This is a genomic window from Kaistella sp. SH40-3, from assembly GCF_030686865.1.
Lineage (GTDB): Bacteria > Bacteroidota > Bacteroidia > Flavobacteriales > Weeksellaceae > Kaistella.
Map to the genome: position 1 here is coordinate 501,104 of NZ_JAQYUS010000001.1, position 26,360 is coordinate 527,463.

A 26,360-nucleotide genomic window follows, 5' to 3' on the forward strand; every position below is an offset into this window, starting at 1 on the left:
TTAAACCAAAAAGAAAATGTTATACTACCTATTCGAATATTTAAACAACCACGGAATTCACATTCCGGGAATGGGTATGTTTAAATTCATCTCTTTTCGTGCAGGAATGGCTGTATTGCTTTCCCTTCTCATCGCTTTGGTTTTTGGTAAAAAAATCATCAACTATCTGCGAAATAAACAGATGGGCGAATTAGTGCGCGATCTAGGGTTAGAAGGCCAAAAACAAAAAGAAGGCACGCCTACAATGGGTGGTTTAATTATCATTTTGGCAACCCTAATTCCGGTTTTACTTTTCACCAGAATCATGAACGTATATATTGTTTTGCTCATCATCTCTGTAGTTTGGATGGGCGCAATCGGATTCATCGATGATTATTTAAAAAAGATTAAGAAAAATAAGGACGGTCTAAGCGGAAAATTCAAAGTAATCGGACAGGTTGGCTTGGGTTTAATCGTGGGAGTTACCATGTATTTTCATCCGGATATTACGGTGAAAAGAAAATATGCTGATGCCAAAGAAGTTAACCGAAATAATGTTGAAGCCAATTTTATGAAAACGGAGAAATCTACATTTTCCACCGTTCCATTTGTAAAAAACAACGAATTCGATTATAGCGGAATTTTATTTTGGATGACTCCCGAAAAAGCGCATGAATGGGCGTGGATCGTATTTATCCCGATCGTAATTTTCATCGTTACTGCAGTTTCCAACGGAGCCAATATTGCCGATGGGATTGATGGTCTCGCCGCCGGCACGAGTGTCGTTATTTTATTAACGTTATCACTTTTTGCCTACCTCTCCGGAAATATCATTTTTGCCGACTATCTCAATATAATGTTCCTGCCGAATATGGGAGAAACAACCATTTTCGCACTCGCTTTGGTTGGTGCGGTCATCGGGTTTTTCTGGTACAATACTTACCCGGCTCAAGTATTCATGGGTGATACCGGAAGTTTAATGTTAGGTGGAGTCATCGCAGTTTTAGCAATTATCCTTAGAAAAGAATTATTGATTCCTGTGCTTTGTGGAATTTTCTTAATTGAAAATCTCTCCGTTATGCTACAAGTTGGAGTCTTTAAATATAGAAAAAGAAAATATGGATTGGAGTACGCTCAGAACAACAGACTGTTCAAAATGTCTCCTCTTCATCATCATTACCAGAAAGAAGGATATCACGAAAGCAAAATCGTAAACCGTATGATTATCATCGGGGTAATGTTTGCCATTATTTGTTTAATTACTTTAAAAGTCAGATAAAAGAGAGTTCCCAAAGGAACGACCCAGTTTTACAATAGGATTTAGTTCTATTAAATTAAAAAACAGAATATGAAAATAGTTGTTTTAGGTGGCGGAGAAAGTGGCGTTGGCGCTGCATATTTGGCGAAGAAGAAAGGCTTGGATGTTTTTCTTTCGGATCGTGGGGTGATTAAAGATGACTATAAAAAACAGTTGACTGAAGCCGGAATTGAGTTTGAAGAAGGTCAACACGACGAAGAAAGAATCCTTAATGCAGACTGGATTATAAAATCTCCAGGCATTCCAAAGAAAGCAGATATTATTTTTAAAATCAGTCAGAAAGGAATTCGCCTTTCCTCTGAAATTGAATTTGCTGCAGAATTTACCCAAGCAAAAATTATCGCAATCACTGGAAGTAACGGCAAAACCACAACCACTTCGCTCATTTATCATATTTTAAAAAATGATCATCTAAACGTAGGTTTAGCCGGAAATATCGGTAAAAGTTTTGCCAAACAAGTAGCAGATGAAAATTTCGATTATTATGTTTTAGAAGTAAGTTCTTTTCAGTTAGATGATATTCAGAACTTCCGACCGTATATTTCTTTGTTGTTGAATTTAAGTCAGGATCACCTTGATCAATACAATTACAACTATGAAGATTATGCGATGGCAAAATTCAGAATTGCAGAAAATCAAGAGAATGATAATTTTTTCATCTATAATAAAGATGATGAAATGAGTATGAGTCTGCTAGAAAAAATTGCCATCAAAGCGAGAAAAATCCCATTCTCGACCAAAGAAAAATTAGCAGAAGGGGGGTTTATTAATAATGATAAGATAATCGTAAATGTTGATGATGAGTTTTCAATGAAAATTGCAGAACTCTCTTTAGTTGGGAATCATAATATCGCTAATAGTCTGGCCGCTTCAATTGCGAGTAAGATTTTAAATATCAGCAACGAAAGTATTCGTACTGCCTTGATGACTTTTCAGGCGGTGGAACATCGTTTAGAACAAGTTGCTCAGATTCATGGTGTCACTTACATCAATGACAGTAAAGCAACGAATGTGAATGCAACTTACTTCGCTTTGGAAAGCATGAGCCAACCAACCATTTGGATTGTTGGTGGTGTAGATAAAGGAAATGACTACGCCGAAATAGAAAATTTAGTAAAGAGAAAAGTAAAAGCAATTGTTTGTTTAGGACTTGATAACCAAAAAATCATCGACTTCTTCAAGGATAAAAAAGAATCAATTTACAGCACCTCAAGTATGGAAGAAGCCGTAAGAGTTTCGAAATCTTTATCTGATGACGGCGATACTGTTTTGCTCTCACCATGTTGCGCAAGTTTCGATTTGTTCGACAATTATGAAGACCGCGGAAATCAATTTAAGAACGAAGTATTAAAAAAAGCAATCGACTAATCATAGATTAAAATGCAGGAAAGAGATAACAAATTTGAATTGTTAAAAGGCGACAAAGTGCTGTGGAGCGTGATCTTATTGATTTCGTTCTTCTCGGTATTCCCTGTTTATTCTGCAAGTTCTAATTTAGAATATATCGTAAATAGCGGAACCACCACTTCCCACCTTATCAAGCACACTTTTTTCGTATTGCTCGGTTTGGCTTTTATGCGTGGTGTTGGTCTTTTTAAATATGAATACATCGGAAAACTGAGTAGTATTCTTTTAGGATTTACGGTAATCTTACTTGGATTAACAATGGTTACCGGACAAACAATTGATGGTGCATCAGCCTCACGATGGTTAAAAATTCCAGGAACACCAATTTCTTTCCAACCTTCTTCTTTTGCTTATTTAATGTTGATCATTTATCTCTGCCGATATTTAACAAAGACCATTAAACGAGAAAGGCTACCAATTGAAAACGTGTTTTACATCTTCGGTCCTGTTTTACTGGTGTTTGGTTTGGTTGCAAAAGACAATGGTTCAACGGCTTTAATGATATTAATGGTTTCATTAATTGTAATGTTAATCGGTCAATTAGATAAAAAATACATCTTTGGATTCGTAGGACTTTCATCGGTTTTAATTGGCGTTTTCATGTTTTTGGCTTTAAAAACAAACCTTATCGAAAACAACCGTGTTCACACCTGGATGAGCCGTGTTGAGACCTTTACCAAAAAAGAAAGTCAGATTGAAGATGAAGCCGATAAAGCAAAAAACTATCAGGTAATGCAAGCCAAAGCCGCAATTGTTCACGGTGGAATTACAGGAATGGGACCCGGTAAAAGTGCTTTAAAACAAATGCTACCCCAATCTGCCTCGGATTTTATTTTCGCCATTATTGTTGAAGAATACGGATTTATTGGCGCCACCGTTTTAATCGCGCTTTATTTAATAATGATTATACGGATCGTGATGATTGCCAGTAAGATGCCGGCCTTCTTTGGGAGTCTGCTCGTCTTAAGTCTCGGGACCATGATTTTTGTACAACTCGCCGTGAATATTGCAGTCGCCATTAATCTGATTCCAGTTACAGGACAACCATTGCCCTTAATAAGTTACGGAGGAACATCCATGTTGGTAACCTATATTCAACTGGGAATTATCTTAAATGTAAGTTCCAGAATTCAGGTTTATGATGAAGAAGGAATGGGCAAAAAACAGAGTATTGAAGAAATAAATGATATCGCATAAAGTCCCAAAGGGACGATTTAACAAAACATAGGGTTTCAACCCTATGATATAATATGAACAAAAAAATAAAAATTCTAATGAGCGGCGGCGGAACCGGAGGACATATCTTCCCGGCGATTGCGATTGCACAGGAAATCCAAAAAAGATTTCCTCAAGCAGAGTTTTTATTCATTGGTGCCAATGGAAAAATGGAAATGGAGAAAGTTCCACAATCCGGCTTCAAAATTATTGGTTTAAATATCGCTGGATTCGACAGAGGAAATCTTTTGAAAAATTTAAACCTGCCTTTTAAATTGCTTTCAAGTTTTACAAAAGCCAGAAAAGCAATTAAAGAATTTCAACCGGATTTCGCCATCGGAACCGGAGGATTTGCAAGTGGACCTGCACTTTATATGGCAGCGAATTTAGACGTTCCAATTTTTGTTCAGGAGCAAAATTCTTTGCCGGGGAAAACAAACACCTTCCTTTCCAGAAAAGCGAAAGCCGTTTTTACGGCTTACCCTGAAATGGATCATTTCTTTCCGAAAACGAAAACTTACTTTTTAGGAAATCCTGTTCGAAAAAATATCATTAATGATTTAATCGATAAGAATGACGCGAAAGAACAACTCGGTTTAAATAAAAATAAATTAACAATTCTTTCTGTCGGAGGTTCTTTAGGTTCTCGAACATTAAATAATGGCTGGAAAGATAATTTAGAAAAAGTAATAGAAAAGGATTTTCAGTTGATCTGGCAAACCGGAAAACTGGATTATAAAGAAATTTCAGAAAATCTGAAATCTGAAACCACAGACCAAATTCAGGTTAAAGAATTTATTGCTGATATGGCTTTGGCCTATTCTGCGGCAGATGTTATTGTTTCCCGCGCTGGAGCAATTGCAATTTCAGAACTGGCGATGGCTCAGAAACCAGTGCTTTTAGTTCCATTCCCCTTTGCAGCAGAAGATCATCAAACCAAAAACGCAATCACTTTGGTTGATAAGAATGCAGCCAGAATGGTAAAAGACACGGAGATGTCTGAGAAATTCTGGACAACCTTAATGGAAATCTGCGAAAGCGAGCAAGTACGAAATGAGATGAGTGAAAATTTAAAATTCTTCGCGAAACCATTAGCCACGGAGGAAATTGTAGATGAAATTTTAAAAATAGTCAAGATCAGTTTTTAATAAAAAGTAATCCAGCCACGAAGTGGCGAAATCAAAAAGCAAAGGGTGAAGCCCTTTGATAAAAGAAAATAATAAAAAGCCCTGAAAGGGCGCAATCAATAAAACGAAAATGAAACCTTTAACCACATATCAGAACTTCTATTTTGTAGGAATCGGCGGCATCGGAATGAGTGCTTTGGCGCGCTATTTCAACGCATCTGGAAACACCGTTTTGGGGTATGATAAAATGCACACCAAGTTGACAAAGGCTTTGGTTGAAGAAGGAATTGATATTCAGTTTGAAGATATCATTAATGATAAAATTAAAAATTTAACACCAGAAAACACTTTGGTGATCTATACGCCGGCGATTAAGAAATTAGATATTCTTAATTACTTTAATGATAATAAATTCGATGTTTTAAAAAGAGCAAAAGTTCTCGGTATGATTACCGAAAACACCGACTGTATCGCAATTGCCGGAACACATGGAAAAACGACCACCTCATCTTTAGTTGCTCATTTATGCGAAGAAGCCAATCTTCCTTTCTCTTGTTTTTTAGGTGGAATTGCAGAAAACTTTAAATCGAATTTTCATTTTAATGGAAGTGATGTTTCAGTTGTTGAGGCCGATGAATACGATAGAAGTTTCCTCACCCTTTCTCCGGATTGGGCGGTGATTACTTCAACCGATGCAGATCATCTAGATATTTATGGCGACAATGCCACCATTCAAAAAGGATTTCAGGATTTTGCGGACTTGGTTCCTGAAGGTCAGCAACTTTTTGTACGAAAAGGAATCCAGATCGGACGGGAAACGAAAACCTACGCCGTAAACGAAGAAGCCGATTATTACTCAGATAACATAAGAGAAATTGGTGATAAAATCTATTTCGATTTTCATTCTCCAACCACAGAAATTGACGATTTTGTTTGGGAAATCCCCGGAATTCACAATGTCGAAAATGCAACGGCAGCGATTGCCTTATTAAATAATTTCGGCGTTGATTTCGAAACTTTGAAAAAAGGAATTGCCGGTTTCAAAGGAATTAAAAGACGCTACACGAAACATAATTTCGACAGCGGAAAAATTTATATTGATGATTATGCGCATCATCCGACTGAGTTAAATGCGGTGATTGGTTCGATAAAAACTTTTTATCCTCACAAGAAATTGTTGGTCGTTTTTCAACCACACCTTTTCAGCAGAACAAAAGATTTTGTTGATGGATTCGCAGAAAGTTTAGATAAAGCAGATGAGTTAATCCTACTGGATATTTATCCGGCGAGAGAATTACAGGAAAATTTTGAAGGAATTACTTCAGACTGGTTATTAGAAAAAGTAAAATTAGAAAAAAAGGAAGTTTCCACTTTGGATGAAGCCTTTGATAAAATAAAAGAAAAGGACTTCGATGTACTGTTAACTGTTGGTGCAGGAAACATCGACACTTTATACGACGGAATTGTAGAATGGCTTTCAAATAAATAATGAAAAACAAATTTAGAATATTAAAAATTTTAAGTACAGTAATCATCTTTGGGTTTCTGCTGAGTTTTTCATTGAAAAGATTCAACAATAAGCCGATGGAAAAAGTCAGTGTAAAAATGACTCAGACTAAAAACCCGGTCTATTTCATCGACGAAAAAGATGTAAAGGAATTGGTGAAAAAATCGAATCCCACTAAAAGAATTGGAGATATTAACATTCCTGAATTAGAGAAAAAACTGAATCAACTCCCAGCCGTAGATAGTGCAAATGTGTATTTGAACCTGAATGGCAATTTGAATTTAGATATTAAGCAAAGAGTTCCGGCTTTCCGTTTGAATAAAGATGATCGCGATTTTTATGTGGATGAAAAAGGCGTAGAATTCCCGACTTCTAAAAACTATTCTTTCCCTTGTATGTTGGTCATGGGAAATGTAAAACAGTCAGAATATGTAAAGTTAGCAGAACTCATCTCAAAAATTGACCGTGACGAATTCAGCAAAAAATATTTCATCGGAATTTCTAAAAAGAAAGGCAATTATGAATTGCTCACCAGCGAAGGTTATTTCAAAGTTGAAATCGGGGACTTAGAAAATATAGATCTTAAGGTAAAAGGTTTTAAAGCCTTTGTAGAAAAGTATTTGATTCATCAGGATCCAGAAAAATACACCAAGGTTTCTGTAAAGTACGACAACCAAATTGTAACAACGCTGAATCCTCACTTTAAAGAAAACGACAGTATTATTTCAGTAGGTAAAAAAGAATTAGCAAAGTTGCCACTCATTAATAAGAAGAAGGAAGAAGCTGAGAAAAAACCTTTTATTAAATCAAAGGAAGAATCGAAGCAAGTGGTAAAAAAGGATTTACCGAAACCAAAAACCGTCGTTAACAAAACTGCTGTCACTCAGAAAAAGCCAGACAACAAACCGAAAGCGAAAGTTAAAATAGAATAAAGAAAAGGTTAAATCCTTCAAAAAATATAAATACAAAACATTGGACCAGAATCCTTTGAAAATGATAAAAAATCAAATCGACATATAATGGAAAATCACGAGTATTCAGTAGGCCTCGACATCGGTACCACAAAGATTGTGGCCATTGTTGGACGGCGAAACACCCACGGAAAAATTGAAGTTCTCGGCGTTGGAACCGCAAAAAGTTTAGGGGTTCACAAAGGTATTGTGAACAATATTTCCCAAACCATTCAGTCCATCAAAGCCGCCGTTGCTCAAGCACAATCAAGTTCTGGCGTTCCTATTCAAAAAGTTACGGTGGGAATCGCTGGCAAACATATTCGTTCGCTGCAACATTCAGATTATATTATGCGGGAAAATCCGGATCAATATATTACGGATGATGATATCGAAAAATTAAAAGATCAGGTAAAACAGTTGGTCATGTTGCCGGGTGAAGAAATTATTCATGTTCTTCCTCAAGAATACAAAGTGGATTCGCAAGGAGAAATTCAGGAACCTGTCGGTATGCATGGAACCCGTTTAGAAGCCAATTTTCATGTGGTAGTTGGTCAAATGGGCAGCATTAGAAATATTGCAAGATGTGTTCGTGAAGCCGGTTTAGAAATGGAAGCTTTAACGCTTGAACCATTAGCATCTTCTGAAGCAGTTTTAACTAAAGAAGAAAAAGAAGCTGGAGTTGCCATCGTAGATATCGGTGGTGGAACTACGGATATTGCAATTTTCAAAGACAATATTATTCGTCACACTTGCGTCATTCCTTATGGAGGTGGAATTATTACTGATGATATAAAAGAAGGTTGTTCTATCATTGAAAAACACGCAGAAAAACTGAAAGTGAATTTCGGTTCCGCTGTTCCAGAATTAGAAAAAGACACAACTTTCGTTACCATTCCAGGTTTGCACGGAAGACCAGATAAAGAAATTTCATTAAAAACATTAGCGCAGATCGTGAATGCGAGAGTGGAAGAAATTTTGGAAATGGTCAATACAGAGTTAAAAGCGTACGGCGCATTTGAACAAAAGAAAAAATTAATTGCCGGAATCGTTTTGACAGGTGGAGGTTCAAATCTTCGTCATCTACGTCAGTTGGCCAATTACACGACTGGTTTCGACAGCAGAATTGGTTTTGCTAATGAGTATGTGACCAATGATAAAAGCCAGCATTTAAAAGGCCCAGAATATGCGACTGCCATAGGTTTGTTAATGGAAAGTTTAAAAATCCGGGACAAGAAAAATGCTCCGGAAAAGGTAGAACTAAAAGCAGAGGATAAAAATCCACAAAAAACCGAAATTCCGACCGAGCAAAATGTATTGCAAGAAGTTGTCGACAAGGAGGAATTAGTTGCACAAGCAGTAGAAAAAAGACAACACAAACTGACTATCGGTCAGAAAATAATGGAAAGCGTAAAAAAATTCTTTGAAGAAGTTGAATAATTAAAACACCAAGACTATGGAAAATATAAACACCCCAGGATTTTCATTTGATTTGCCAAAAGGAAATTCATCAATAATTAAAGTAATCGGCGTAGGAGGCGGTGGAAACAATGCCCTGAAGCACATGTACGAAAGAGGAATTCATGGCGTTGATTTCGTCATTTGTAATACCGATTCGCAAACTTTAGATAACAATCCTGTTGCGAATAAAGTACAGTTAGGATTAAGCATCACCGAAGGTTTAGGCGCCGGAGCCGACCCAGAAGTTGGTGAAAAAGCAGCCATCGAAAGTATCGAAGATATCAAAGCAGCGATGGGACAAAATACCAAAATGGTTTTCATCACAGCCGGAATGGGCGGTGGGACTGGAACTGGTGCTGCTCCCGTAATTGCGAAAGTAGCGAAAGACATGGGAATTCTAACCATCGGAATCGTTACCGTACCTTTTAGTTTTGAAGGAAAAAGAAGACTGGAGCAAGCAGAATTAGGTTTAGATAAACTGAGAAATAATGTTGATTCACTGATTGTCATTAATAATGATAAATTACGTCAGCAGTTTGGTAACCTTGGTTTTAAATCAGGATTCTCAAAAGCGGATGAAGTATTAACTAACGCTGCAAAAGGAATGGCAGAAGTTATTACAGGATATTTCGATGTGAATATTGACTTCCGTGATGCGAAATCTGTTTTACAAAATTCTGGAACTGCATTGATGTCGAATGGAGTTGCTTCAGGTGAAAACAAAGCTGAAGAAGCAGTGAAAAAAGCATTGGATTCTCCATTATTAAATGACAACAAAATTACAGGTGCACAAAATGTACTGTTATTAATCAGAAGTGGTTCTGAAGAAGTAACCATGGACGAAATCGGGGTGATTATGGATCATATTCAGCAAGAAGCTGGAAATACTGCCGACATTATTTTCGGAGTTGGAACTGATGAAGAATTGGGCGACGCTGTAAGTGTATTAGTGATTGCGACTGGTTTTTCTAAAGATTATCAAAAAACATCTGGCGTAACTGAAAAGGTGAATTTCACTTTATCGGATTCAATAGAACCCACTAAGAAAAGAGAAGCGGTTTTCAAATCAAGCATAGAAAATCAGGACAGTCCAAAAGGTCATTCGCCTTCTAAAAATTTATTTGTCTTAGATGATGAAGATGATTTTCCAATCAATCAATTTCAGGTAAAAACGGTTGAGAAAAGAAGAGTTATTGAAAGAGAAACACCCACTGAAATAAATCATTATGGTGAAGAAAATCATTCAACAGAAAATTTCCATCAGGAAGAAGAAATTCCAGAATTTGATCTTTTCACGTATGATGACGACCTAAGCGATGAACCAATGGCACAATCATTTTCATTCGAAACTGAAGATAAAAAAATAGAAAAACCTGTAGAAAAAACACCCACTTTTACGGAAGAAAAACCGATGGAATTCAGTTTTTTCGTAAACGAACCGATTGATGAGCCTAGAGTTGAAACACCGCAACCTCAAGCAATCATCAAAGAAGAACCGGTTCAAAAATCCGAACCAAAGGTGGTAGAAAAAGCAGAAGAGAAAACAATATTTGATGTTGAAGATGATTTTACTTTCATCAATAAAACTCCGAATTCTGATAAAGTTTTAGAGAGAAGAAATAAATTGAAGCAATTTAATTCAAGATATCAAAACTTCGAACCCGAAAACGAGTTCGAAACGATTCCTGCTTTTAGAAGAAAGAATATTACCCTCGGACATGAAAATCCGTCAGAACAAAAAATCAGCAATTTCCTAACCGAAAGCGATGGAAAAATGCAGGTTCGTGAAAATCGTTTTTTGAATAAAGACGTAGATTAGTAACTTAATCACTATCAAAATTATGAGTTTAGAAAATATCATCAGCGACGCGATTAAAGACGCCATGCGAGCAAAAGATAAAGTTGCCTTAGACGCTTTGCGTGCAGTAAAATCTCAAATCCTATTGTTGAAAACTGAAGCAAAAGGAGCAGAAGTTTCCGCAGAACAAGAGATCGCAATTTTACAGAGAATGATCAAGCAGCGCAAAGATTCTTATGACCAGTTTACGGCCCAAAACAGAAGCGATTTAGCGGAAGTTGAAGAAGCACAAAGCAAAGTCATTGAGCAATTTCTACCGCAGCAAATGACCAGTGAAGAGTTAGAAGCAGCGATGAAAGAAATAATCGCCGAAACGGGCGCAACCAGCGCCAAAGATTTAGGAAAAGTAATGGGAATGGCAAGTAAATCACTAGCCGGAAAAAGCGACGGAAAAAGCATTTCCGAGATGGCGAAAAAATTACTTTCTTAAAGTTTTATTTAGGATATACAACCTTTGCATATCGATTTGATTGAAACCCGGAGCATTTTTGTTTCGGGTTTTTTGTGGACAAAAAGTCGTACTTTAAAAGATGGAATGGTTTTGATGAAAATAGTATGGAAGTAGTCTGATTAATAATACTTAAATTTGCAAATCAGAATCGTTCTAAATAAAAGTTCAATTTAAAAAACGTACAATATGTATCCAGATGATTTAGTAATGCCAATGAAGCATGAACTAACCGATAAAGGTTTTCAAGACTTAACCTCTGCTGAAGCAGTAAACCAAGCACTTAAAAAAGAAGGTACAACATTATTAATGATCAACTCAGTTTGTGGTTGTGCAGCAGGTGCAGCTAGACCAGGCGCTGTTTTCTCTTTAACAGGAGATAAAAAACCAGCGAATTTGGTAACTGTTTTTGCAGGTTACGATAAAGAAGCGGTTGACGAAGCACGTAAATTTTTGGCACCTTTCCCACCAAGTTCGCCATGTATCGCTCTTTTCAAAGACGGTGAACTGGTTCACATGTTAGAAAGACACCACATCGAAGGAAATCCTGCAGGCGCAATTGCTGCGAATTTGCAAGGTGCTTACGAAGAGTATTGCTAAAACTAAAATTTTAGTTTAAATTAAAATTCCGCTTTTTAGAAGGCGGAATTTTTTTGTAATACATAGCATAACACCTTTTGAAAGAAAAATATTATATTTGTCTCTATGGCAACAAAAGCACTTTTCAATACGGTGGTCAACTGGTTTATTAAACAAAGGATTGATCAAATTCAGAATTTTATGGACCACCCGATTGAAACCCAAAACGGAGTGCTCTTCTCCCAACTCTATTACGCAGAAAATACAGACTACGGCAAGATCCACGGTTTCAGTTCCATTTCGAGTTATGAAGATTTTACGAAGAATGTTCCCATCACTACTTACGAAGATTTTGAACCATATATAGAAAAAGCACGACAAGGTCAACGAGATGTTTTCTGGCCAGGATATGTGAAAAATTTTGCTAAATCTTCTGGAACAACTAATGCTAAAAGTAAATTTATTCCTATTACCGATGAAAGTTTAGAACTGTGCCATATGAAAGCGGGAAAAGATTTAGTATCAATTTATGCCAATAATCATCCTGATAATCAACTCTTCATCAATAAAAATCTACGTTTAGGCGGAAGTGCTGATTTCTATGAAAACTTTAATACGAAGTTTGGCGATCTTTCTGCCATCTTAATTGACAACCTTCCTTTTTGGGTTGAAATCACGACAACACCAAGCAAAAAAGTTTCGCTGATGTCGGAGTGGGAATCTAAATTAAATGCAATTATTTCTGAAGTAACCAATGAAGAAGTCGGCAGTTTAACCGGCGTACCAAGTTGGATGATGGTTTTGTTACAAAGGATTTTAAAAGAAAAAGGTCACGAAAGTATCTCAGAGTTGTGGCCGAATTTAGAAGTCTTTTTTCATGGTGGGATAAGTTTTAAACCTTACCGTGAACAGTTTAAAAAGATCATCGGAAAAGATATTAATTATTACGAAATTTATAACGCCTCTGAAGGTTTTTTTGGAATTCAGGACCAGCACGGAAGTGATGAGATGTTGCTCATGCTGGATTATGGAATTTTCTATGAATTTATTCCAATGGATAAATTTAATCCTGATAAGTTAGAGGCAATTCCATTAGAAGAAGTTGAGATCGGTAAAAATTATGCAATGGTCATTACCACAAACAGTGGACTTTGGCGCTATTTAATTGGGGATACTGTGCGCTTTACCTCTCTTCAACCTTTTAGAATTAAAGTCTCGGGGCGGACCAAACATTATATCAATGCATTTGGAGAAGAGCTGATGATTGATAATGTAGAAACCGCTTTGGCAAAAGCCTGTGAGGCAACTGAATCCTCCATTCTAGATTTTACTGGCGCGCCCGTTTTTATGCAACAAGGTGAAAGTGGCGCTCACGAATGGATTTTTGAATTTACTCACGAACCAGGCGATTTAGAAAGGTTTGCCGAAGTTTTCGACAATCATTTAAAATCAGTGAATAGCGATTATGAAGCAAAAAGGTATAATGACATCACTTTGAAAAAGCCGATCATTCACGTTGCAAAACCTCATCTTTTCTATAACTGGATGTCGGAACGAGGCAAACTCGGTGGTCAGAATAAAGTCCCAAGACTCAGCAATGACCGTGAATTTATCGAGCCATTATTAGAGATGAACCAATAAAAAATCTGCTGAATTACAGCAGATGGTTATCTATTTTTTCTCGAGATCTTCTTTTATTTTTTCGGCACCTTTTTCTACTTTTTCAGCACCTTTAGCGGCGGCGGCTTTTACGTCTTTGCCCGCTTTCTTAAACTGAGTTCGTCCATCGGTCGCGTACTGATCAAGCTTTTCTCCGGCATCATTCAGTTTTTGTTTTGCCTGATCAACGGTCTCATTAATTTGCACAGAATCCAAAGTGGTAGAATGTTCTTTTTCTATGGTGGTCGTGGTTACCGTTCCATCTGGATTTTCTACGGTTTCAATCTTGACTTCTGACTTTTTGCAACTCATTAACCCTAAGGAAATTGCGCTTGCTATTAAGAAATACTTTTTCATGTTATTAATGTTTAAATGAATTCAAATTTAAATAAAATTTACGGAGTAACCGTCGATTCAGGAATTGTTGCCTGTGATTTTTCTTTGGCTTTATTAATTTCTGCTTCCTTCTTCTTTTGGGATTCCGCTGTTTTTTTCTCTAACTCCAGTTTTTCGTCTGTGGCTTTTTTGAGCAATCTTTCTTCTTCATTCTTCAATTTTATTTGTCTTAAAGAATCCTGAAATTTACGAGAAGACATTTTAATTTTGGCAGCGATATCAACGCTTGTTGCACCTTGAGAAAAGGAGTCGATTGCAATGGTATCATACGGAGGAACAGAGGATTTTTCTTCAACAATAATCCGTTTTTTTGCGGATTCCTTTCCACAGGAAATAAGGAAAAAAAGAATTGAAATTGTAATTATATTTTTCATTTTTAATCAACTTTAAATTCAGCAATTACAGGAAAATGATCTGATAATTTCACCGACCGATCTACTCGATAACTGATGGGTTTTATCTCCTTCGATGTAAAGATATAATCAATTCTGATCGGAAATTTATAGTCATGAAAACTGGTAGCACTTCCGCGCCCAACTTCTACGAAAGCATCAGTTAAACCTTTACCCAGCTCATAATACTCGTAAGAATTAGGAACAGAATTAAAATCGCCTGCAAGAATAACCGGATATGGCGAATGATCGATTGCTTTTCGAATATCGACAATTTCTTTCTGATGGATTTTAAAAGTCGGTACTAACTTTTTTATAATATCTTTTACTTTGGTTTTATTTTCCTGCAAATCTTCAACCGGCTTTACCATTTGTTTATCGAAGGAAAATGGATTCAAATACACATTAACAATTCTAATTATTTTACCCTCAAATTTAATGTCGGCATAGAAAGCGTTTCCATTACTGAAGGTGGCTAATTTTTCTTGTTTAATGACTTCTGTCTTCGAATTGAGAGCGACTATTTGTAAATCACTAATTCTGTGCTTGTAGCCTGGAACTTCAAAACCTCTTCGAGCCTCTTGTGTCAAGATAATATCAGCATCAGTTTTTTTCAGGTAATCATCTATTTCATCCTTTCCGAAACTACAGAATTTCACATTCATCGTAACTACCTTCAGATTCGGTTTTTCAGAACTTTTGCTACTCCAGTTAACCCATCTTCGAATAGGCATCATCATCATTAATGTAACTGCGAGGAAAAATAATGCCCGCTTCTTCCACAGAATAATCCAGAAAAAGCAGAGCATAACATTTAAAACCATAAGCATCGGAAATGCCAAAGAAAGTAGATTTAAATACGGAAATACTGCGGGAGAAACGTAATCATTCAACACTGTTCCGCTGAGCAAAACAATGATGAAAAGATGAATAAGAATTAAACCAAACCTGAAAATTTTCACAATTCGAATTTTCTAATTGATTCTATATTGGTTCCTTTTCCAATATTTTGCTAAGCCGAAACCTACAACTGCACCACCCACGTGAGCAAGGTGAGCAATACCACCCACGTTTCCTGTAACTCCCAAAAATATAGAACCAATCACTATAACTGGTAAAACATATTTTACTTTTACAGGAATTGGAATAAACATAATTCCTATTTCAGCATTTGGATATAAGGTCGCAAACGCAGCAATTACGCCGAAGATTGCGCCTGATGCGCCAACCATAGGAACCAAAATAATCGATTTTAGATTTTCAACCAATTCTCGCTGGCTACTGATTGCCGCAGGACTTCCTGTAAAAGAAACATTCTCTCCAGCCAAATATCCATTTAAATTAAATCCGAAACTTTCTAAACTTGATTGTATCTGCTGAACCTCAATGAAATTCCATAAATTGAAAAGAAAAAAAGCCCCAAGTCCACTCACAAAATAAAGGATGATGTATTTTCTATCACCCAACGTTCTCTCTAATACAGGACCAAAACTATAGAGCGTAAACATATTAAATAGAATATGCATTAAACTACCATGCATAAACATGTGAGTAATGATTTGCCAAGATCTAAAAAAAGGAGAAAAAGGATAAAATGCTGAGAACTTCATGTACAACTCTTGGTTGTTGAGCAAATAGAAAAGTACAAAAACAACAACATTGATGATGATGATATTTCGGGTAATCGGTGTAATATTCTGAAACATATTCTTTAAAATTTATTTTTTAAGTCATCTAAAGGAATTTCGATAAAACATCTTTTCCCCGACGGTAAATATTCTGGAAAACCCAATAAAGTAAAATCCTTAATCACCTGCTCCGCCTCCATTTTATAGAGAAAATCAAAACGGGATTTGCTGTGGATCTTATTCCATTGGTTATTATAAAAATCAAGAAACTCTTCTTCAGTCCTGTATTCTAAAATCTCAAAAAGATTTTCCAGAAATTTCATGACTTGGGTTTCTTTTAAACCTTGCGGAACTGCATCAATTCTCAACACATTATCATTCGCGATAATCATTTCAAAACCAAGTTCGGGCAAGTATTTTTTAATAGAACGAAACTTATTTTTCTCTGTTTCATTCATGTGATATTCGAGCGAAAAAAGAAGCGTGTGTTTTTCATTGCTGCGTTTTTTCTTCGCGTTTCTTTCGCTTACAATTAGGCGCTGCATTCTGCCCAAATCCAGCATTAATGTTTTTCCGTTCTTGTTGAAAAGCCAATATCCATTTGGAAGACGCATTAAATCCTCATCAAAATCTTCATCTTCAAAAAGGTTTATTTTGGAAGGTTCAGCTTGAATATTTTGCTGATACATTTCGGTCATCGCCACCTTTTCTCCAGCCGAAACGGTTTCTTCTCGGAACGGATTATAATCGCGGTCTACTACAATCTCCGGTACTTTAAAACTGCCGCTGGTACTTTTCTGATTCAAAAAAGCGTCCATTCCAGAATCGCGGTCGAAATCTAAACTCGGAGAAACATTGTAAATTCCTAAAGACCTTTTAATCGTGGATCGAACCAATGCGAAAATTAAGTTTTCATCTTCGAATTTAACTTCGGTTTTTTGAGGGTGAATATTTACATCAATTTTTTCGGCATCTAATTCTAAAAACAGAAAGAAAGTCGGAATATATCCTGGTAAAAGCAATCCTTCAAAAGCTTCCTGCACCGCCTTATTGAAATAGGGACTTCTAAAGAATCTTCCGTTCACAAAGAAAAACTGTTCGCCTCTTGTTTTTTTCGCACCTTCTGGTTTGGCTACGAATCCATTGAGTTGAATCCAACCTAAATCCTCTTTAATTGGAATTAAAAGTGGTTGTAATTTTCTTCCAAAAATATCTACAATCCTTTGTAAGATACTGGCTTTTCGCAGTCTGAAAATAATATCATCATTGTGAAAAAGTTCGAACTCCACATTTTCATGCGCCAACGCAACTCGTTGAAATTCATCGATAATATGACGAAATTCTATGTTGTTATTTTTTAAAAATTTTCTTCTGGCCGGAACGTTATAGAATAAATTCTTTACCGAAAAGTTAGAACCTTCCGCCGTTTGAATTGGTTCCTGAAATTGAAATCCGCCACCTTCAATATAAATATTAGTGCCAATTTTCGCATCGTGCGTTTTGGTTTTCAATTCTACTTCTGCCACGGCTGCGATGGAAGCCAAAGCTTCACCACGAAATCCTTTGGTCGAAATTTTAAAAATATCTTCCGTTGTACTAATCTTTGACGTAGCGTGACGTTCGAAGGCGAATCTTGCGTCCGTTTCACTCATGCCGCTTCCGTTGTCAACCACCTGAATTAAGTTGCGTCCAGCATCCCGAATTATCAGCTCAATTTTCGTCGCACCAGCATCGATGGAATTTTCTACCAATTCTTTCACAATAGAGGCAGGGCGCTGCACCACTTCACCGGCGGCGATTTGGTTGGCAACATGATCTGGCAAAAGTTTTATAATGTCTGACATTTAAATAATATAGTCAAATAAAGGGTTTTAAAGCAATTATTGGTATTTAATTGCGTCGATTTTGGAAGTTACTTTTTTCAAGACTTTTTCACAAATATTTCGTTGATCAGCAAGATGATTGAGGCTAAATTCTCTCTTTTTACGTACGACCATAAAATGATAATCTTCTACTTCCCAAATACCATACTTTTCAAAAAACACTAATTCTAAATCATGTTTTTCAAAATGTTGCAACAGCGGAAATAAGTGAACTTCCTGATCGATGACCTGCAAACTTTCCGGATGGTTAATTCTCGCGTACCCAATGTATTGAGGGTTTGGGATATTAATAGCGATTACTGTTCTGTCTGAACAAATTTGCGCTAGATTTTCAAATAATGCATCGTGTTGATCTAACGGAATATGTTCAATAACATCCATTAAAGTAATAAAATCAAAATCTGAATTTTCAGGTTGGTATGATACGACGTCTGCAACTTCCAACTGAATATTCTCTTTCGATTTCAATTCATTTTGAGCAATTGCGACACTTTTTTCACTTAAATCTACGGCTTCAATTAAACCAGTAGAAATTTGTTTTGAGAGTAACTTTGTGAAAATGCCTACGCCACAACCTAATTCCAGAATTCTTGAATTTGATTTTAAGCCTAATTTAGTAAGTCTTTTATATAAAGAAATCAAACGTTCATTGGCGCCGGTCTTGACTTGTTTCGTCGAAAATTCATCGTAAAAATCAGCAATGTCGTCTTTTTTCATGCCGTAAAATTAGTGAAATTATTCTTTGCCTCAAATGAAAATAACCTCCAGAAATCCCGGAGGTTATTTTATAAAATTGGCGCGCTTAAGGTTTGTTCGTCAAAAAATAGTCGACTTCACCTTTCCCCCAATTAGGATGTAACGCTGTTTTCGGTTGGTATGCTGCAAACTGATCTTTTGCTTTTTGAAATAACTCCAATCCTTTAGCTTTGCTACCGCCATATTGCTCTGGAGTATAATAAACATCTTCGGCTTTGAGTAAAGTAATTCTCGGATTTTCGGGATCTAATTTTGCCGCTTTAGAAAGCGCGTCTGCACCCAACATTCCTTCGCTCATAAATCTGGCTTGTGGATCGACCATCATTTTTAAACCGTGAATCATTTTTTGCAGAATTAAAACTTCAGCGTTGTCTTTGCTTAATTCAGCGGCTTTATCCAAATAAGTTTGGGCTTCTGCAGCAATAGCATCCAAGTCAGAAACTTGTCCGGTTCGCATTAAACTTCTGCCTTTTTCAATGGAGGTATGTGCGGCGTAATAGTACGGAAGCCATTGTGTTTTTTCTTTATCACCGATTCTTATGAAATCATTTGACAGCGCCGTGAAATCTTCCTGAGTTTTTAACTGTTCCATTTTTGCGATTTTTTCTGTCATTACTTTTTCAAAAGTAGTTTGGGCGAAGATGCTCACTGTTGCTAATAAAAGCATTGTTAAAAATAATTTTTTCATGATATTAAATTTTTGAGTTGGTATTCTAATTTGATGATTCAAAGGTAATTCTGAATTAAACGGAATGAAATTTTTTCTTACTGAAAGGTTAATTCCATTTTCCGAACCGTATTAAAGGTTGTTATTAATTGCATCTTGAGTTCGATCAATACCGAAATTGATGAAAGCACCGATAAAAACAAACGTACTGGCTGAAGGTAAAATCGGTCTGCTTCTTAAACCATCATTCGAAAATTGGTAGCCGTAAATATTCTTTTGTCCTAAGATATTATTAACCGACAAAACGAGAATGGTAAATGCTTTTGAATCCTTCTTTCCAAGATTGGGCAAATAGTTTAAACTGAAATTAAGCGCATTATAATCTTTCAGTTTTCCTTGATTATTTAAATGATAGTCACCATTATTATCGGTTTGAAAATTATAAAAAGGTCTTCCGGAAGCATAAGTATAGGATAGGTTAAAACCAGTTTTCCAATCGGTTACGAATTTTTTGGCCACAACAGAAAGCGTATGTTTTGCCGCAAAATTGGGAAATAAACTTTGGTCGTAATTCTCGAAATTTCTTTTTGAATCTAAATAAGAATAGGAAACCCAGTAATCAATATCCTTGATCGATTTTTTGTCGCGCCAGAAAACTTCAAAACCCTTTGCAAAACCGTCTCCGTTATTATTAATGGCAGTTTGGCGAAAATCAACAACTTTGTTTTTAATTAAATCCGTATAGTTTTTGTAAAATGCTTCGAGTCTAAAACTTCTACCTTCCTCCGATTTTTGAACCTGGAAAATATAATGTTCGGCTTTTTGATAATTTAAAGGATCGCTGCCGAAATATTTTTGTTCTGGGTTTTGATAAAAAATTCCATACGCCAAAGAAGTCGTCCATTTTTTAGAAAGTCGATAAGCCATTGCCAATCTTGGAGCAAGATTCCAGTGATTAAGTTCTGAGGAATACTCAGATCTTAAACCCAATTTTGCGGATAGATTATTGCTAAACCCTAAATCAGTTTCGGCAAAAAGTGAAGTAATTTGATCATCTGACTGAAAAGGATTTGGCGATATAGCGACTTCTGTTTTTTCTTTGGACTGATTAAATTCGATTCCTGCTCTCACTGCTGAAATTTTGTTTATCTTTCTTTCTAACACTCCTTTAACATTGAAATAATTGCCTTTAATATTAATTGAATTTGAATTGATTTCATTATTTTGAAAAGTATTACTCAAATCAATATCGTTAGAATTAAAAGTATAAGAAGTTCCTACACTTAAAAGATATTGACCAAATTTTTGTTTGAAAGATAAATTATGAAAAGTGTTTTTTCCCTTTAATGAAGTATTGTCGAAATCGATATTGGGTTCTAAACTTTGTGATTGCAAGTCAATTTTATTGGTGTCGAAACTGCCATAATATTTTAAGATTCCGCCATTTTTATTTTTAATTCTGAAGTTAAAATTCGTACCGAAACTTTCTGGCGCTTTGGTAAAATCATTGTTGAATTTAATTAATTTCGTCATCAATTCTAAATTAGAATACGAACCAAAAATCCCAAATGATTTCGATTTTTCCTCATTTACATTTTGAAATCCTGCGGTTAGAAATAAAGGCGATATTCCCAAATCAATAGAATTTCTTTCCGGAAAATCAATACTTTCCAAAACCAAAACCGAAGATAACGCTTGTCCGTAAACGGCAGAATATCCGCCACTTGAAAAAATATTTCCTTTAAATAAAGAAGTATTTAATCGATCCATCGATTTTACTCCTGGAATAGAATTTCCGAAAAAATTGTTAACTAAATTTCCATCCATAAAAAATTTAGTTTCATTTCCAGTTCCGCCACGAACAAATAAACCTTCGGCCTCACCAATTTTCTGAACTCCGGGAAGGGTTTCTAAGGCAGAAGAAACTTGTCCGTTTGCGCCTGCAGTAGTATAAATATCAATTGGAGTCAAAAGCGTGGTCGCTCTTTTTTTATCACTTGCTTCAATGGAACCGGCAGAAATTACGACAGCATCGATTTCGGAAATCTGTTCTTTTAAATCGGAATTTATTGAGAGATCTTCATTTTCGATGACGATTGATTTTTCAACTTCTACAAATTTTGAATTTGAAAAGACCAAAGTCTTTTGTCCTTTTTCAGAAGTTTCAAAAGAATAGTTTCCATTAGCATCCGTAGTGGCACCGTCATAACTATCTTTTAAAGTGACTGAAATATCTTTTACTCCTTTACTTTTAAAATATACTTTTCCCGAAATTGAAATTTGTGCATTGGAAAAAATACCAATGATAAAAAACACAAGAAGGAGGACTTTAGAAATAATGAAAGTTTGCATGGCGTTAATTTTATACCACAAATGTATTACGGAATGAGATTTGCTGAAAAATTAATCTACCGAATGGTTAAATTTGTAAACTGAATGGGGTTTGAAAATTTTATTTATTTGTCAAAACCATCCTATCACCTTAATCTAAAACAATATTATTATGAAAATCGCTACCCTTTCGATGTTCGCATGCACTGCTCTTTTTGCGGTATCTTGCTCGACAACAAAGTCTTACGTTATTAATTCTAAAAGTGGCACCGATACCCAAGGAACCGCCCAGTTTACCCAAAAAGGAAAGAATGTATCTATGGATTTGAGTGTTTACAAATTAACGCCAGGAATCCACGCCGTTCATATTCATGAAAAAGGAGATTGCTCCGCAGCCGATGGAAGTTCTGCTGGTGGACACTGGAATCCGACAGCTGAAAAACACGGAAAATGGGAACATGGTGAATTCCACATGGGTGATATCGGAAATTTAGTTGCTGATAAAGATGGAACTGCAAGGTTGGTTTTTGAAACCGATAACTGGTGCATGGGTTGTAAAGATGAAACTAAAAACATCATCGGAAAATCGATTATTATTCATGCTGATGCAGATGACTTTCACACTCAACCAACTGGAAATGCTGGTGGTAGAGTTGGTTGCATAGAAATTAAGTAAGAGACAAAATTTTCTTTTCCTCAATCGTAAAGGATGGAAAATTTCTCTAAAATAAAAATCCGTTTCGTCAATGACGAAACGGATTTTTTAGGAGTAATACGAGAATTTATTTTACACTCGCTTTCTTTTTAACTGGATCTCCTTCTAATCCATCTTTGGCTTCGTTAACTTTCAAAACAACTGTTCCGCCTTCGGTCAATAATTTGTTCACTAACATTTCTGCCAATAAATCTTCAATATATTTCTGGATGGCACGTTTCAGAGGTCTTGCTCCAAAATCTTTGTCCCATCCTTTTTCAGCGATAAACTCTTTTGCCTCGTCGGTTAACTCCACTTTGTAGTTTAGTTTTTCCAGACGTTTATACAATTTGCCTAATTCTAAATCGATGATTTTCGAAATATCTTCTTTTTCTAAATTATTAAAGATCACGATGTCGTCAATTCTATTCAAGAACTCTGGAGCAAAAGCTTTCTTCAAAGCATTTTCTATTGTAGTTCTCGCTCTTGCGTCGGTATTTGATTTCTTCGCATTGGTTCCAAAACCAACACCATCTCCGAAATCTTTTAAATCCCTCGTTCCAATATTGGAAGTTAAAATAATGATGGTATTTCTAAAATCAATTTTACGACCTAAAGAATCGGTCACAAAACCTTCATCTAAAATTTGCAGTAAAATATTAAATACATCTGGATGCGCTTTTTCTATCTCATCTAAAAGCACTACAGCATAAGGTTTTCTACGAACGGCTTCGGTCAACTGACCACCTTCTTCATAACCAACATATCCTGGAGGCGCACCAACTAATCTGGAAACTGCAAATTTCTCCATGTACTCGCTCATGTCGATTCTGATCAATGCTTCATCAGAATCAAAAAGTTCACGGGCCATCACTTTCGCCAATTCCGTCTTACCAACACCTGTTGTTCCTAAGAAAATAAAGGTGCCGATCGGTCGGTTCGGATCTTTCAATCCTGCTCTGTTACGTTGAATGGCTTTCACCACTTTTTTAACGGCCTCTTTTTGTCCGATGACTTTGCCATTCAGCATTTCATTCATTAGCGCCAGTTTATCTAACTCATTTTTTCCAACTTTCGTTACTGGGATTCCGCTCATCATCGAAACTACTTCAGCAACGCTGTCTTCAGTCACGATTTCTTTTTTCTCTTTAACCTCTTTATCCCATTCGGTTTGCGCAACATTTAATTCCATTTGCAAACGCTCTTCTTCATCTTTTAATTTACGGGCTTCCAGATAATCTTGTTTTTTAACTGCGGCCTGTTTCAATTCCTTAATCTCTTCGATGCTTTTTTCATGCTCGATGATTTCGGTCGGAACTTTCATGTTTTTAATATACACTCTAGAACCCGCTTCGTCCATTGCATCAATCGCTTTATCTGGTAGAAAACGGTCTGTAATATATCTTGCAGTTAAATTGACACACGCCAAAATTGCTTCGTCGGTATAAATCACATTATGGTGATCTTCGTATTTGTCTTTAATTTGATTTAAAATCTGCACAGTTTCCTCAACGGTTGTTGGCTCTACCATTACCTTTTGGAAACGTCTTTCTAACGCTCCATCTTTCTCGATATACTGTCTGTATTCATCAAGAGTTGTAGCACCGATACATTGAATTTCACCTCTTGCCAAGGCTGGTTTAAACATATTTGAAGCATCCAAACTTCCGGTTGAACTTCCTGCGCCTACAATCGTATGTAATTCATCGATGAACAAAATGACATCTCTGTTTTTTTCCAGTTCAGTCATTATGGCTTTCATTCGCTCTTCAAATTGACCCCGGTATTTTGTCCCGGCAACCAAACTTGCAAGATCCAAAGTAATGACTCGTTTTCCGTAAAGAACACGCGATACTTTTTTCTGCTGAATTCTTAAAGCCAAACCTTCCGCAATCGCTGATTTACCAACACCTGGTTCACCGATTAGCAAAGGATTGTTCTTTTTCCTTCTTGACAAAATTTGAGAAACTCTTTCGATTTCTTTTTCACGACCGATCACTGGATCCAGTTTTCCTTCGCGGGCAAGTGTCGTAAGGTCACGTCCGAAATTATCCAAAGTCGGCGTTTTGCTTTTTCCAGTACCGATATTTCCGGTCGGTTTTCTCATTTGTCCGAATTCTTCACGCTCTTCATCGTCATCATAAGAACTCATTTTCGGATCTTGTCCAGAATTCTTAAGCATGGTTTGATATTCTTTAGTTACTCTTTCATAGTCGATATCATACGAACTAAGAATACTCGTCGTAGGATCTTCTGATTTATAAAGAATACCAAGCAGAAGATGTACGGTATTCACTTCTGAACTTTGATATTGTCTGCATTCTAATTCTGATCGCTTAATCGCTTGATCAGCCATTTTTGTAAAAGATATTTTTTCACTTTCTACAGAAAATGGATTTAGACTTGCAACGGACATTGTTTCGATTTTTCTTTTTATTTGGGTTAAATCGGCTCCCAAATTATGCATGATCTCCTTGGCAGAATTTTCTGTTTTAATCATTCCTAACAGGAAATGTTCTGTATTTAGAAACTCGCTGTGCAAGCGTCTTGCTTCGTTCTTACTGTGTTTGAAAACTTGATCCAAACCACTTGAAAATTGACTATCCATATTATTGTTTCTCGTCTGTTAATTAAAGATATATAAAAATCTTTGAAATCTTTATTAAAGTTACAAATACTTTACCAAATATAAATCAGGACTATATGGCAGTCAATAATTTCTTAATATCCCTAAAATTTACTACGTTTGTTTACCCTAAAAAGAATAACATGACTCCCGAAATTACCAATTATATCGGTTACGCAGCCTCTATCTTCGTGGTTATAAGTTTTGCTTTAAAAGACATAAAGAAAATTAGAATTCTCAACTTAATAGGTTGTGCTTTCTTTGTATTGTATGGAGTTTTCAATGGTTACCTTTGGCCAGTGATCATTCCTAATGGTATCCTGTGTTTTATTCAGGTCTATCATTTGATTAAAAAGACGTAATTTTCTGCAGTGAAAGTAATCGTAAGTGTTTTCAACAATTTATATACGGACCAACGCGTAGAAAAGGTCTGCAAATCTTTAGTTGAAGAGGGTTTTAAAATAGACCTTATAGGAAATAATTGGGGAGGCTTACCCGAAATGGAAAGAACTTATCCGTTTTCAAGAATTATTTTAAAGAAGAAAGTTCTGCGTTATGCCTATATCGAATTTCAGTGGAAACTGTATAAGGAACTTCTGAAAAAAGCCGATAAAAACTGTATTCTTCTCGCAAATGATTTAGATTCTATTTTACCAAATTATTTAATTTCAAAGAAATTAGGTATTCCCTTGGTTTTTGACAGCCACGAAATCTTCACCGAAATGCCTTCTCTTCAAGGAAGATTTACTCAAAAGATCTGGCGAAAACTGGAAAGAATTGTAATTCCGAAGATCAACTATATGCTTACGGCGAGTGAAAGTTACGCCGATTGGTTTGCAAAAACATATTCAATCGAAAGGCCTATTGTTGTTCAGAACTTTCCAGTTCATATCCAAAATCCACAAAGCTATTCCGAGAATAATTCTCCTAAAATTATTTTGTACCAAGGCGTAATTAATCCTTCGCGCGGAATAGATAAAATTATTTCTGCAATGAGTACAATTGAAAACGCAGAACTTTGGATCGCAGGTGATGGACCCAAAAAAGCAGAATATCTTACATTAACTAAATCTCTAGGCTTAGATTCTAAAGTGAAATTTCTCGGAAAACTTTTACCAAAAGATTTGTGTAAAATCACCAAGAAAGCAGATTTAGGATTAAGCATCGAAGAAAATAATGGACTCAGTTACTACTACTCTATGCCTAATAAAGTTTCTGATTATATTCAAGCAAGAATTCCAGTAATCGTTTCGGATTTCCCAGAAATGAGAAAGGTTATTGAGCAATTTCAAACTGGAGAAAAAATAAGTGATCATTCTCAGTTAGCCGAAAAAATAGAAATCGTCCTTAAAAATGGAAAACTTTTCTACAAAGATTCATTAAATAAAGCAGCCAGTGAACTTTGTTGGGAAAAAGAAGAACCAAAATTAATTCAATTGTTTAGAAAGGTTAAGACAGAAAATTTCTAAAACCGAATTT

The 26,360-nt window shown here is 36.0% G+C and carries 23 protein-coding genes; 14 read left to right on the plus strand and 9 right to left on the minus strand.

The features are described from left to right. The first annotated feature begins 16 nt into the window (after positions 1-16). From mraY to PUH65_RS02355, 11 genes are all read left to right on the plus strand, one after another. Positions 17-1,258: a phospho-N-acetylmuramoyl-pentapeptide-transferase gene (gene mraY / locus PUH65_RS02305; RefSeq protein ID WP_305518248.1), complete on the plus strand. Its 1,242-nt coding sequence runs from the start codon at positions 17-19 to the stop codon at positions 1,256-1,258. A gap of 69 nt (positions 1,259-1,327) precedes the next feature. Then, positions 1,328-2,665: a UDP-N-acetylmuramoyl-L-alanine--D-glutamate ligase gene (gene murD, locus PUH65_RS02310; protein WP_305518249.1), complete on the plus strand. Its 1,338-nt coding sequence runs from the start codon at positions 1,328-1,330 to the stop codon at positions 2,663-2,665. A gap of 12 nt (positions 2,666-2,677) precedes the next feature. After that, a complete protein-coding gene (locus PUH65_RS02315) occupies positions 2,678-3,901 on the plus strand; it encodes an FtsW/RodA/SpoVE family cell cycle protein (protein ID WP_305518250.1) in 1,224 nt (407 codons plus the stop codon). Positions 3,902-3,954: 53 nt separating this feature from the next. Further along, positions 3,955-5,067, plus strand: a complete 1,113-nt coding sequence (murG, locus tag PUH65_RS02320; RefSeq protein WP_305518251.1) for an undecaprenyldiphospho-muramoylpentapeptide beta-N-acetylglucosaminyltransferase — start codon at positions 3,955-3,957, stop codon at positions 5,065-5,067. 109 nt (positions 5,068-5,176) lie between these two features. After that, positions 5,177-6,535, plus strand: a complete 1,359-nt coding sequence (gene murC, locus PUH65_RS02325) for a UDP-N-acetylmuramate--L-alanine ligase (RefSeq protein ID WP_305518252.1) — start codon at positions 5,177-5,179, stop codon at positions 6,533-6,535. Continuing rightward, on the plus strand, positions 6,535-7,485 hold the full coding sequence (locus PUH65_RS02330) for a cell division protein FtsQ/DivIB (RefSeq protein ID WP_305518254.1): 951 nt from the start codon (positions 6,535-6,537) through the stop codon (positions 7,483-7,485). The genes murC and PUH65_RS02330 overlap by 1 nt, the downstream gene beginning before the upstream one ends. Before the next feature lie 87 nt (positions 7,486-7,572). Next, the gene (ftsA, locus tag PUH65_RS02335; RefSeq protein WP_305518255.1) at positions 7,573-8,943 is read left to right on the plus strand and encodes a cell division protein FtsA; all 1,371 of its coding nucleotides are present in this window, start codon (positions 7,573-7,575) and stop codon (positions 8,941-8,943) included. 16 nt (positions 8,944-8,959) lie between these two features. Continuing rightward, a complete protein-coding gene (gene ftsZ, locus PUH65_RS02340) occupies positions 8,960-10,783 on the plus strand; it encodes a cell division protein FtsZ (protein ID WP_305518256.1) in 1,824 nt (607 codons plus the stop codon). 22 nt (positions 10,784-10,805) lie between these two features. Further along, positions 10,806-11,252, plus strand: coding sequence for a GatB/YqeY domain-containing protein (locus PUH65_RS02345; protein ID WP_305518257.1), 447 nt, complete (start codon positions 10,806-10,808; stop codon positions 11,250-11,252). Between the two features lie 207 nt (positions 11,253-11,459). Beyond that, a complete protein-coding gene (locus PUH65_RS02350; protein WP_193811322.1) occupies positions 11,460-11,870 on the plus strand; it encodes a BrxA/BrxB family bacilliredoxin in 411 nt (136 codons plus the stop codon). Between the two features lie 105 nt (positions 11,871-11,975). Continuing rightward, positions 11,976-13,490: a GH3 auxin-responsive promoter family protein gene (locus PUH65_RS02355; protein ID WP_305518260.1), complete on the plus strand. Its 1,515-nt coding sequence runs from the start codon at positions 11,976-11,978 to the stop codon at positions 13,488-13,490. A gap of 30 nt (positions 13,491-13,520) precedes the next feature. On the opposite strand, the gene PUH65_RS02360 is transcribed toward PUH65_RS02355, so the two are convergent. The 8 genes from PUH65_RS02360 to PUH65_RS02395 form a co-directional block, all read right to left on the minus strand. Continuing rightward, positions 13,521-13,865, minus strand: coding sequence for a hypothetical protein (locus tag PUH65_RS02360; RefSeq protein ID WP_305518266.1), 345 nt, complete (start codon positions 13,863-13,865; stop codon positions 13,521-13,523). A gap of 38 nt (positions 13,866-13,903) precedes the next feature. Further along, positions 13,904-14,278 carry a hypothetical protein gene (locus PUH65_RS02365; protein ID WP_305518267.1) on the minus strand — a complete coding sequence of 125 codons (375 nt, stop codon included), beginning with the start codon at positions 14,276-14,278 and terminating at the stop codon, positions 13,904-13,906. 2 nt (positions 14,279-14,280) lie between these two features. Beyond that, the gene (locus PUH65_RS02370; protein WP_305518268.1) at positions 14,281-15,258 is read right to left on the minus strand and encodes an endonuclease/exonuclease/phosphatase family protein; all 978 of its coding nucleotides are present in this window, start codon (positions 15,256-15,258) and stop codon (positions 14,281-14,283) included. A gap of 12 nt (positions 15,259-15,270) precedes the next feature. After that, positions 15,271-16,002 (minus strand): rhomboid family intramembrane serine protease, encoded by a 732-nt coding sequence (locus PUH65_RS02375; RefSeq protein WP_305518269.1) that lies wholly within the window; start codon positions 16,000-16,002, stop codon positions 15,271-15,273. Positions 16,003-16,007: 5 nt separating this feature from the next. Further along, a complete protein-coding gene (mutL, locus tag PUH65_RS02380) occupies positions 16,008-17,768 on the minus strand; it encodes a DNA mismatch repair endonuclease MutL (RefSeq protein ID WP_305518271.1) in 1,761 nt (586 codons plus the stop codon). Between the two features lie 36 nt (positions 17,769-17,804). Next, on the minus strand, positions 17,805-18,524 hold the full coding sequence (locus PUH65_RS02385) for a bifunctional 2-polyprenyl-6-hydroxyphenol methylase/3-demethylubiquinol 3-O-methyltransferase UbiG (protein ID WP_305518273.1): 720 nt from the start codon (positions 18,522-18,524) through the stop codon (positions 17,805-17,807). 85 nt (positions 18,525-18,609) lie between these two features. Further along, on the minus strand, positions 18,610-19,251 hold the full coding sequence (locus PUH65_RS02390) for a hypothetical protein (protein ID WP_305518275.1): 642 nt from the start codon (positions 19,249-19,251) through the stop codon (positions 18,610-18,612). A 111-nt stretch (positions 19,252-19,362) separates the two neighbouring features. Next, positions 19,363-21,582: a TonB-dependent receptor gene (locus PUH65_RS02395; RefSeq protein ID WP_305518276.1), complete on the minus strand. Its 2,220-nt coding sequence runs from the start codon at positions 21,580-21,582 to the stop codon at positions 19,363-19,365. 151 nt (positions 21,583-21,733) lie between these two features. Here PUH65_RS02395 and PUH65_RS02400 point away from each other — a divergent pair, with 151 nt between their 5' ends. Beyond that, positions 21,734-22,237, plus strand: a complete 504-nt coding sequence (locus PUH65_RS02400) for a superoxide dismutase family protein (RefSeq protein WP_305518278.1) — start codon at positions 21,734-21,736, stop codon at positions 22,235-22,237. A 106-nt stretch (positions 22,238-22,343) separates the two neighbouring features. On the opposite strand, the gene PUH65_RS02405 is transcribed toward PUH65_RS02400, so the two are convergent. Next, a complete protein-coding gene (locus tag PUH65_RS02405) occupies positions 22,344-24,863 on the minus strand; it encodes an ATP-dependent Clp protease ATP-binding subunit (protein WP_305518279.1) in 2,520 nt (839 codons plus the stop codon). 161 nt (positions 24,864-25,024) lie between these two features. On the opposite strand from PUH65_RS02405, the gene PUH65_RS02410 reads away from it, so the two are divergent. Together PUH65_RS02410 and PUH65_RS02415 are read left to right on the plus strand one after the other, a co-directional pair. Beyond that, positions 25,025-25,243: a uroporphyrinogen decarboxylase gene (locus PUH65_RS02410; RefSeq protein WP_305518281.1), complete on the plus strand. Its 219-nt coding sequence runs from the start codon at positions 25,025-25,027 to the stop codon at positions 25,241-25,243. A gap of 9 nt (positions 25,244-25,252) precedes the next feature. Next, a complete protein-coding gene (locus tag PUH65_RS02415) occupies positions 25,253-26,350 on the plus strand; it encodes a glycosyltransferase (protein ID WP_305518282.1) in 1,098 nt (365 codons plus the stop codon). The last annotated feature ends 10 nt before the right edge of the window (positions 26,351-26,360 follow it).

Bases quoted from the DNA above. Each gene is read 5' to 3' on its own strand.
- PUH65_RS02330 (WP_305518254.1), top strand. From the start codon at position 6,535: ATGAAAAACAAATTTAGAATATTAAAAATTTTAAGTACAGTAATCATC.
- PUH65_RS02350 (WP_193811322.1), top strand. From the start codon at position 11,460: ATGTATCCAGATGATTTAGTAATGCCAATGAAGCATGAACTAACCGAT.
- PUH65_RS02315 (WP_305518250.1), top strand. From the start codon at position 2,678: ATGCAGGAAAGAGATAACAAATTTGAATTGTTAAAAGGCGACAAAGTG.
- murD (WP_305518249.1), top strand. From the start codon at position 1,328: ATGAAAATAGTTGTTTTAGGTGGCGGAGAAAGTGGCGTTGGCGCTGCA.
- PUH65_RS02345 (WP_305518257.1), top strand. From the start codon at position 10,806: ATGAGTTTAGAAAATATCATCAGCGACGCGATTAAAGACGCCATGCGA.
- PUH65_RS02410 (WP_305518281.1), top strand. From the start codon at position 25,025: ATGACTCCCGAAATTACCAATTATATCGGTTACGCAGCCTCTATCTTC.
- ftsZ (WP_305518256.1), top strand. From the start codon at position 8,960: ATGGAAAATATAAACACCCCAGGATTTTCATTTGATTTGCCAAAAGGA.
- PUH65_RS02385 (WP_305518273.1), bottom strand. From the start codon at position 18,524: ATGAAAAAAGACGACATTGCTGATTTTTACGATGAATTTTCGACGAAA.
- murG (WP_305518251.1), top strand. From the start codon at position 3,955: ATGAACAAAAAAATAAAAATTCTAATGAGCGGCGGCGGAACCGGAGGA.
- mraY (WP_305518248.1), top strand. From the start codon at position 17: ATGTTATACTACCTATTCGAATATTTAAACAACCACGGAATTCACATT.
- PUH65_RS02405 (WP_305518279.1), bottom strand. From the start codon at position 24,863: ATGGATAGTCAATTTTCAAGTGGTTTGGATCAAGTTTTCAAACACAGT.
- PUH65_RS02395 (WP_305518276.1), bottom strand. From the start codon at position 21,582: ATGCAAACTTTCATTATTTCTAAAGTCCTCCTTCTTGTGTTTTTTATC.
- PUH65_RS02375 (WP_305518269.1), bottom strand. From the start codon at position 16,002: ATGTTTCAGAATATTACACCGATTACCCGAAATATCATCATCATCAAT.
- PUH65_RS02360 (WP_305518266.1), bottom strand. From the start codon at position 13,865: ATGAAAAAGTATTTCTTAATAGCAAGCGCAATTTCCTTAGGGTTAATG.
- ftsA (WP_305518255.1), top strand. From the start codon at position 7,573: ATGGAAAATCACGAGTATTCAGTAGGCCTCGACATCGGTACCACAAAG.
- PUH65_RS02390 (WP_305518275.1), bottom strand. From the start codon at position 19,251: ATGAAAAAATTATTTTTAACAATGCTTTTATTAGCAACAGTGAGCATC.
- PUH65_RS02365 (WP_305518267.1), bottom strand. From the start codon at position 14,278: ATGAAAAATATAATTACAATTTCAATTCTTTTTTTCCTTATTTCCTGT.
- mutL (WP_305518271.1), bottom strand. From the start codon at position 17,768: ATGTCAGACATTATAAAACTTTTGCCAGATCATGTTGCCAACCAAATC.
- murC (WP_305518252.1), top strand. From the start codon at position 5,177: ATGAAACCTTTAACCACATATCAGAACTTCTATTTTGTAGGAATCGGC.
- PUH65_RS02400 (WP_305518278.1), top strand. From the start codon at position 21,734: ATGAAAATCGCTACCCTTTCGATGTTCGCATGCACTGCTCTTTTTGCG.
- PUH65_RS02355 (WP_305518260.1), top strand. From the start codon at position 11,976: ATGGCAACAAAAGCACTTTTCAATACGGTGGTCAACTGGTTTATTAAA.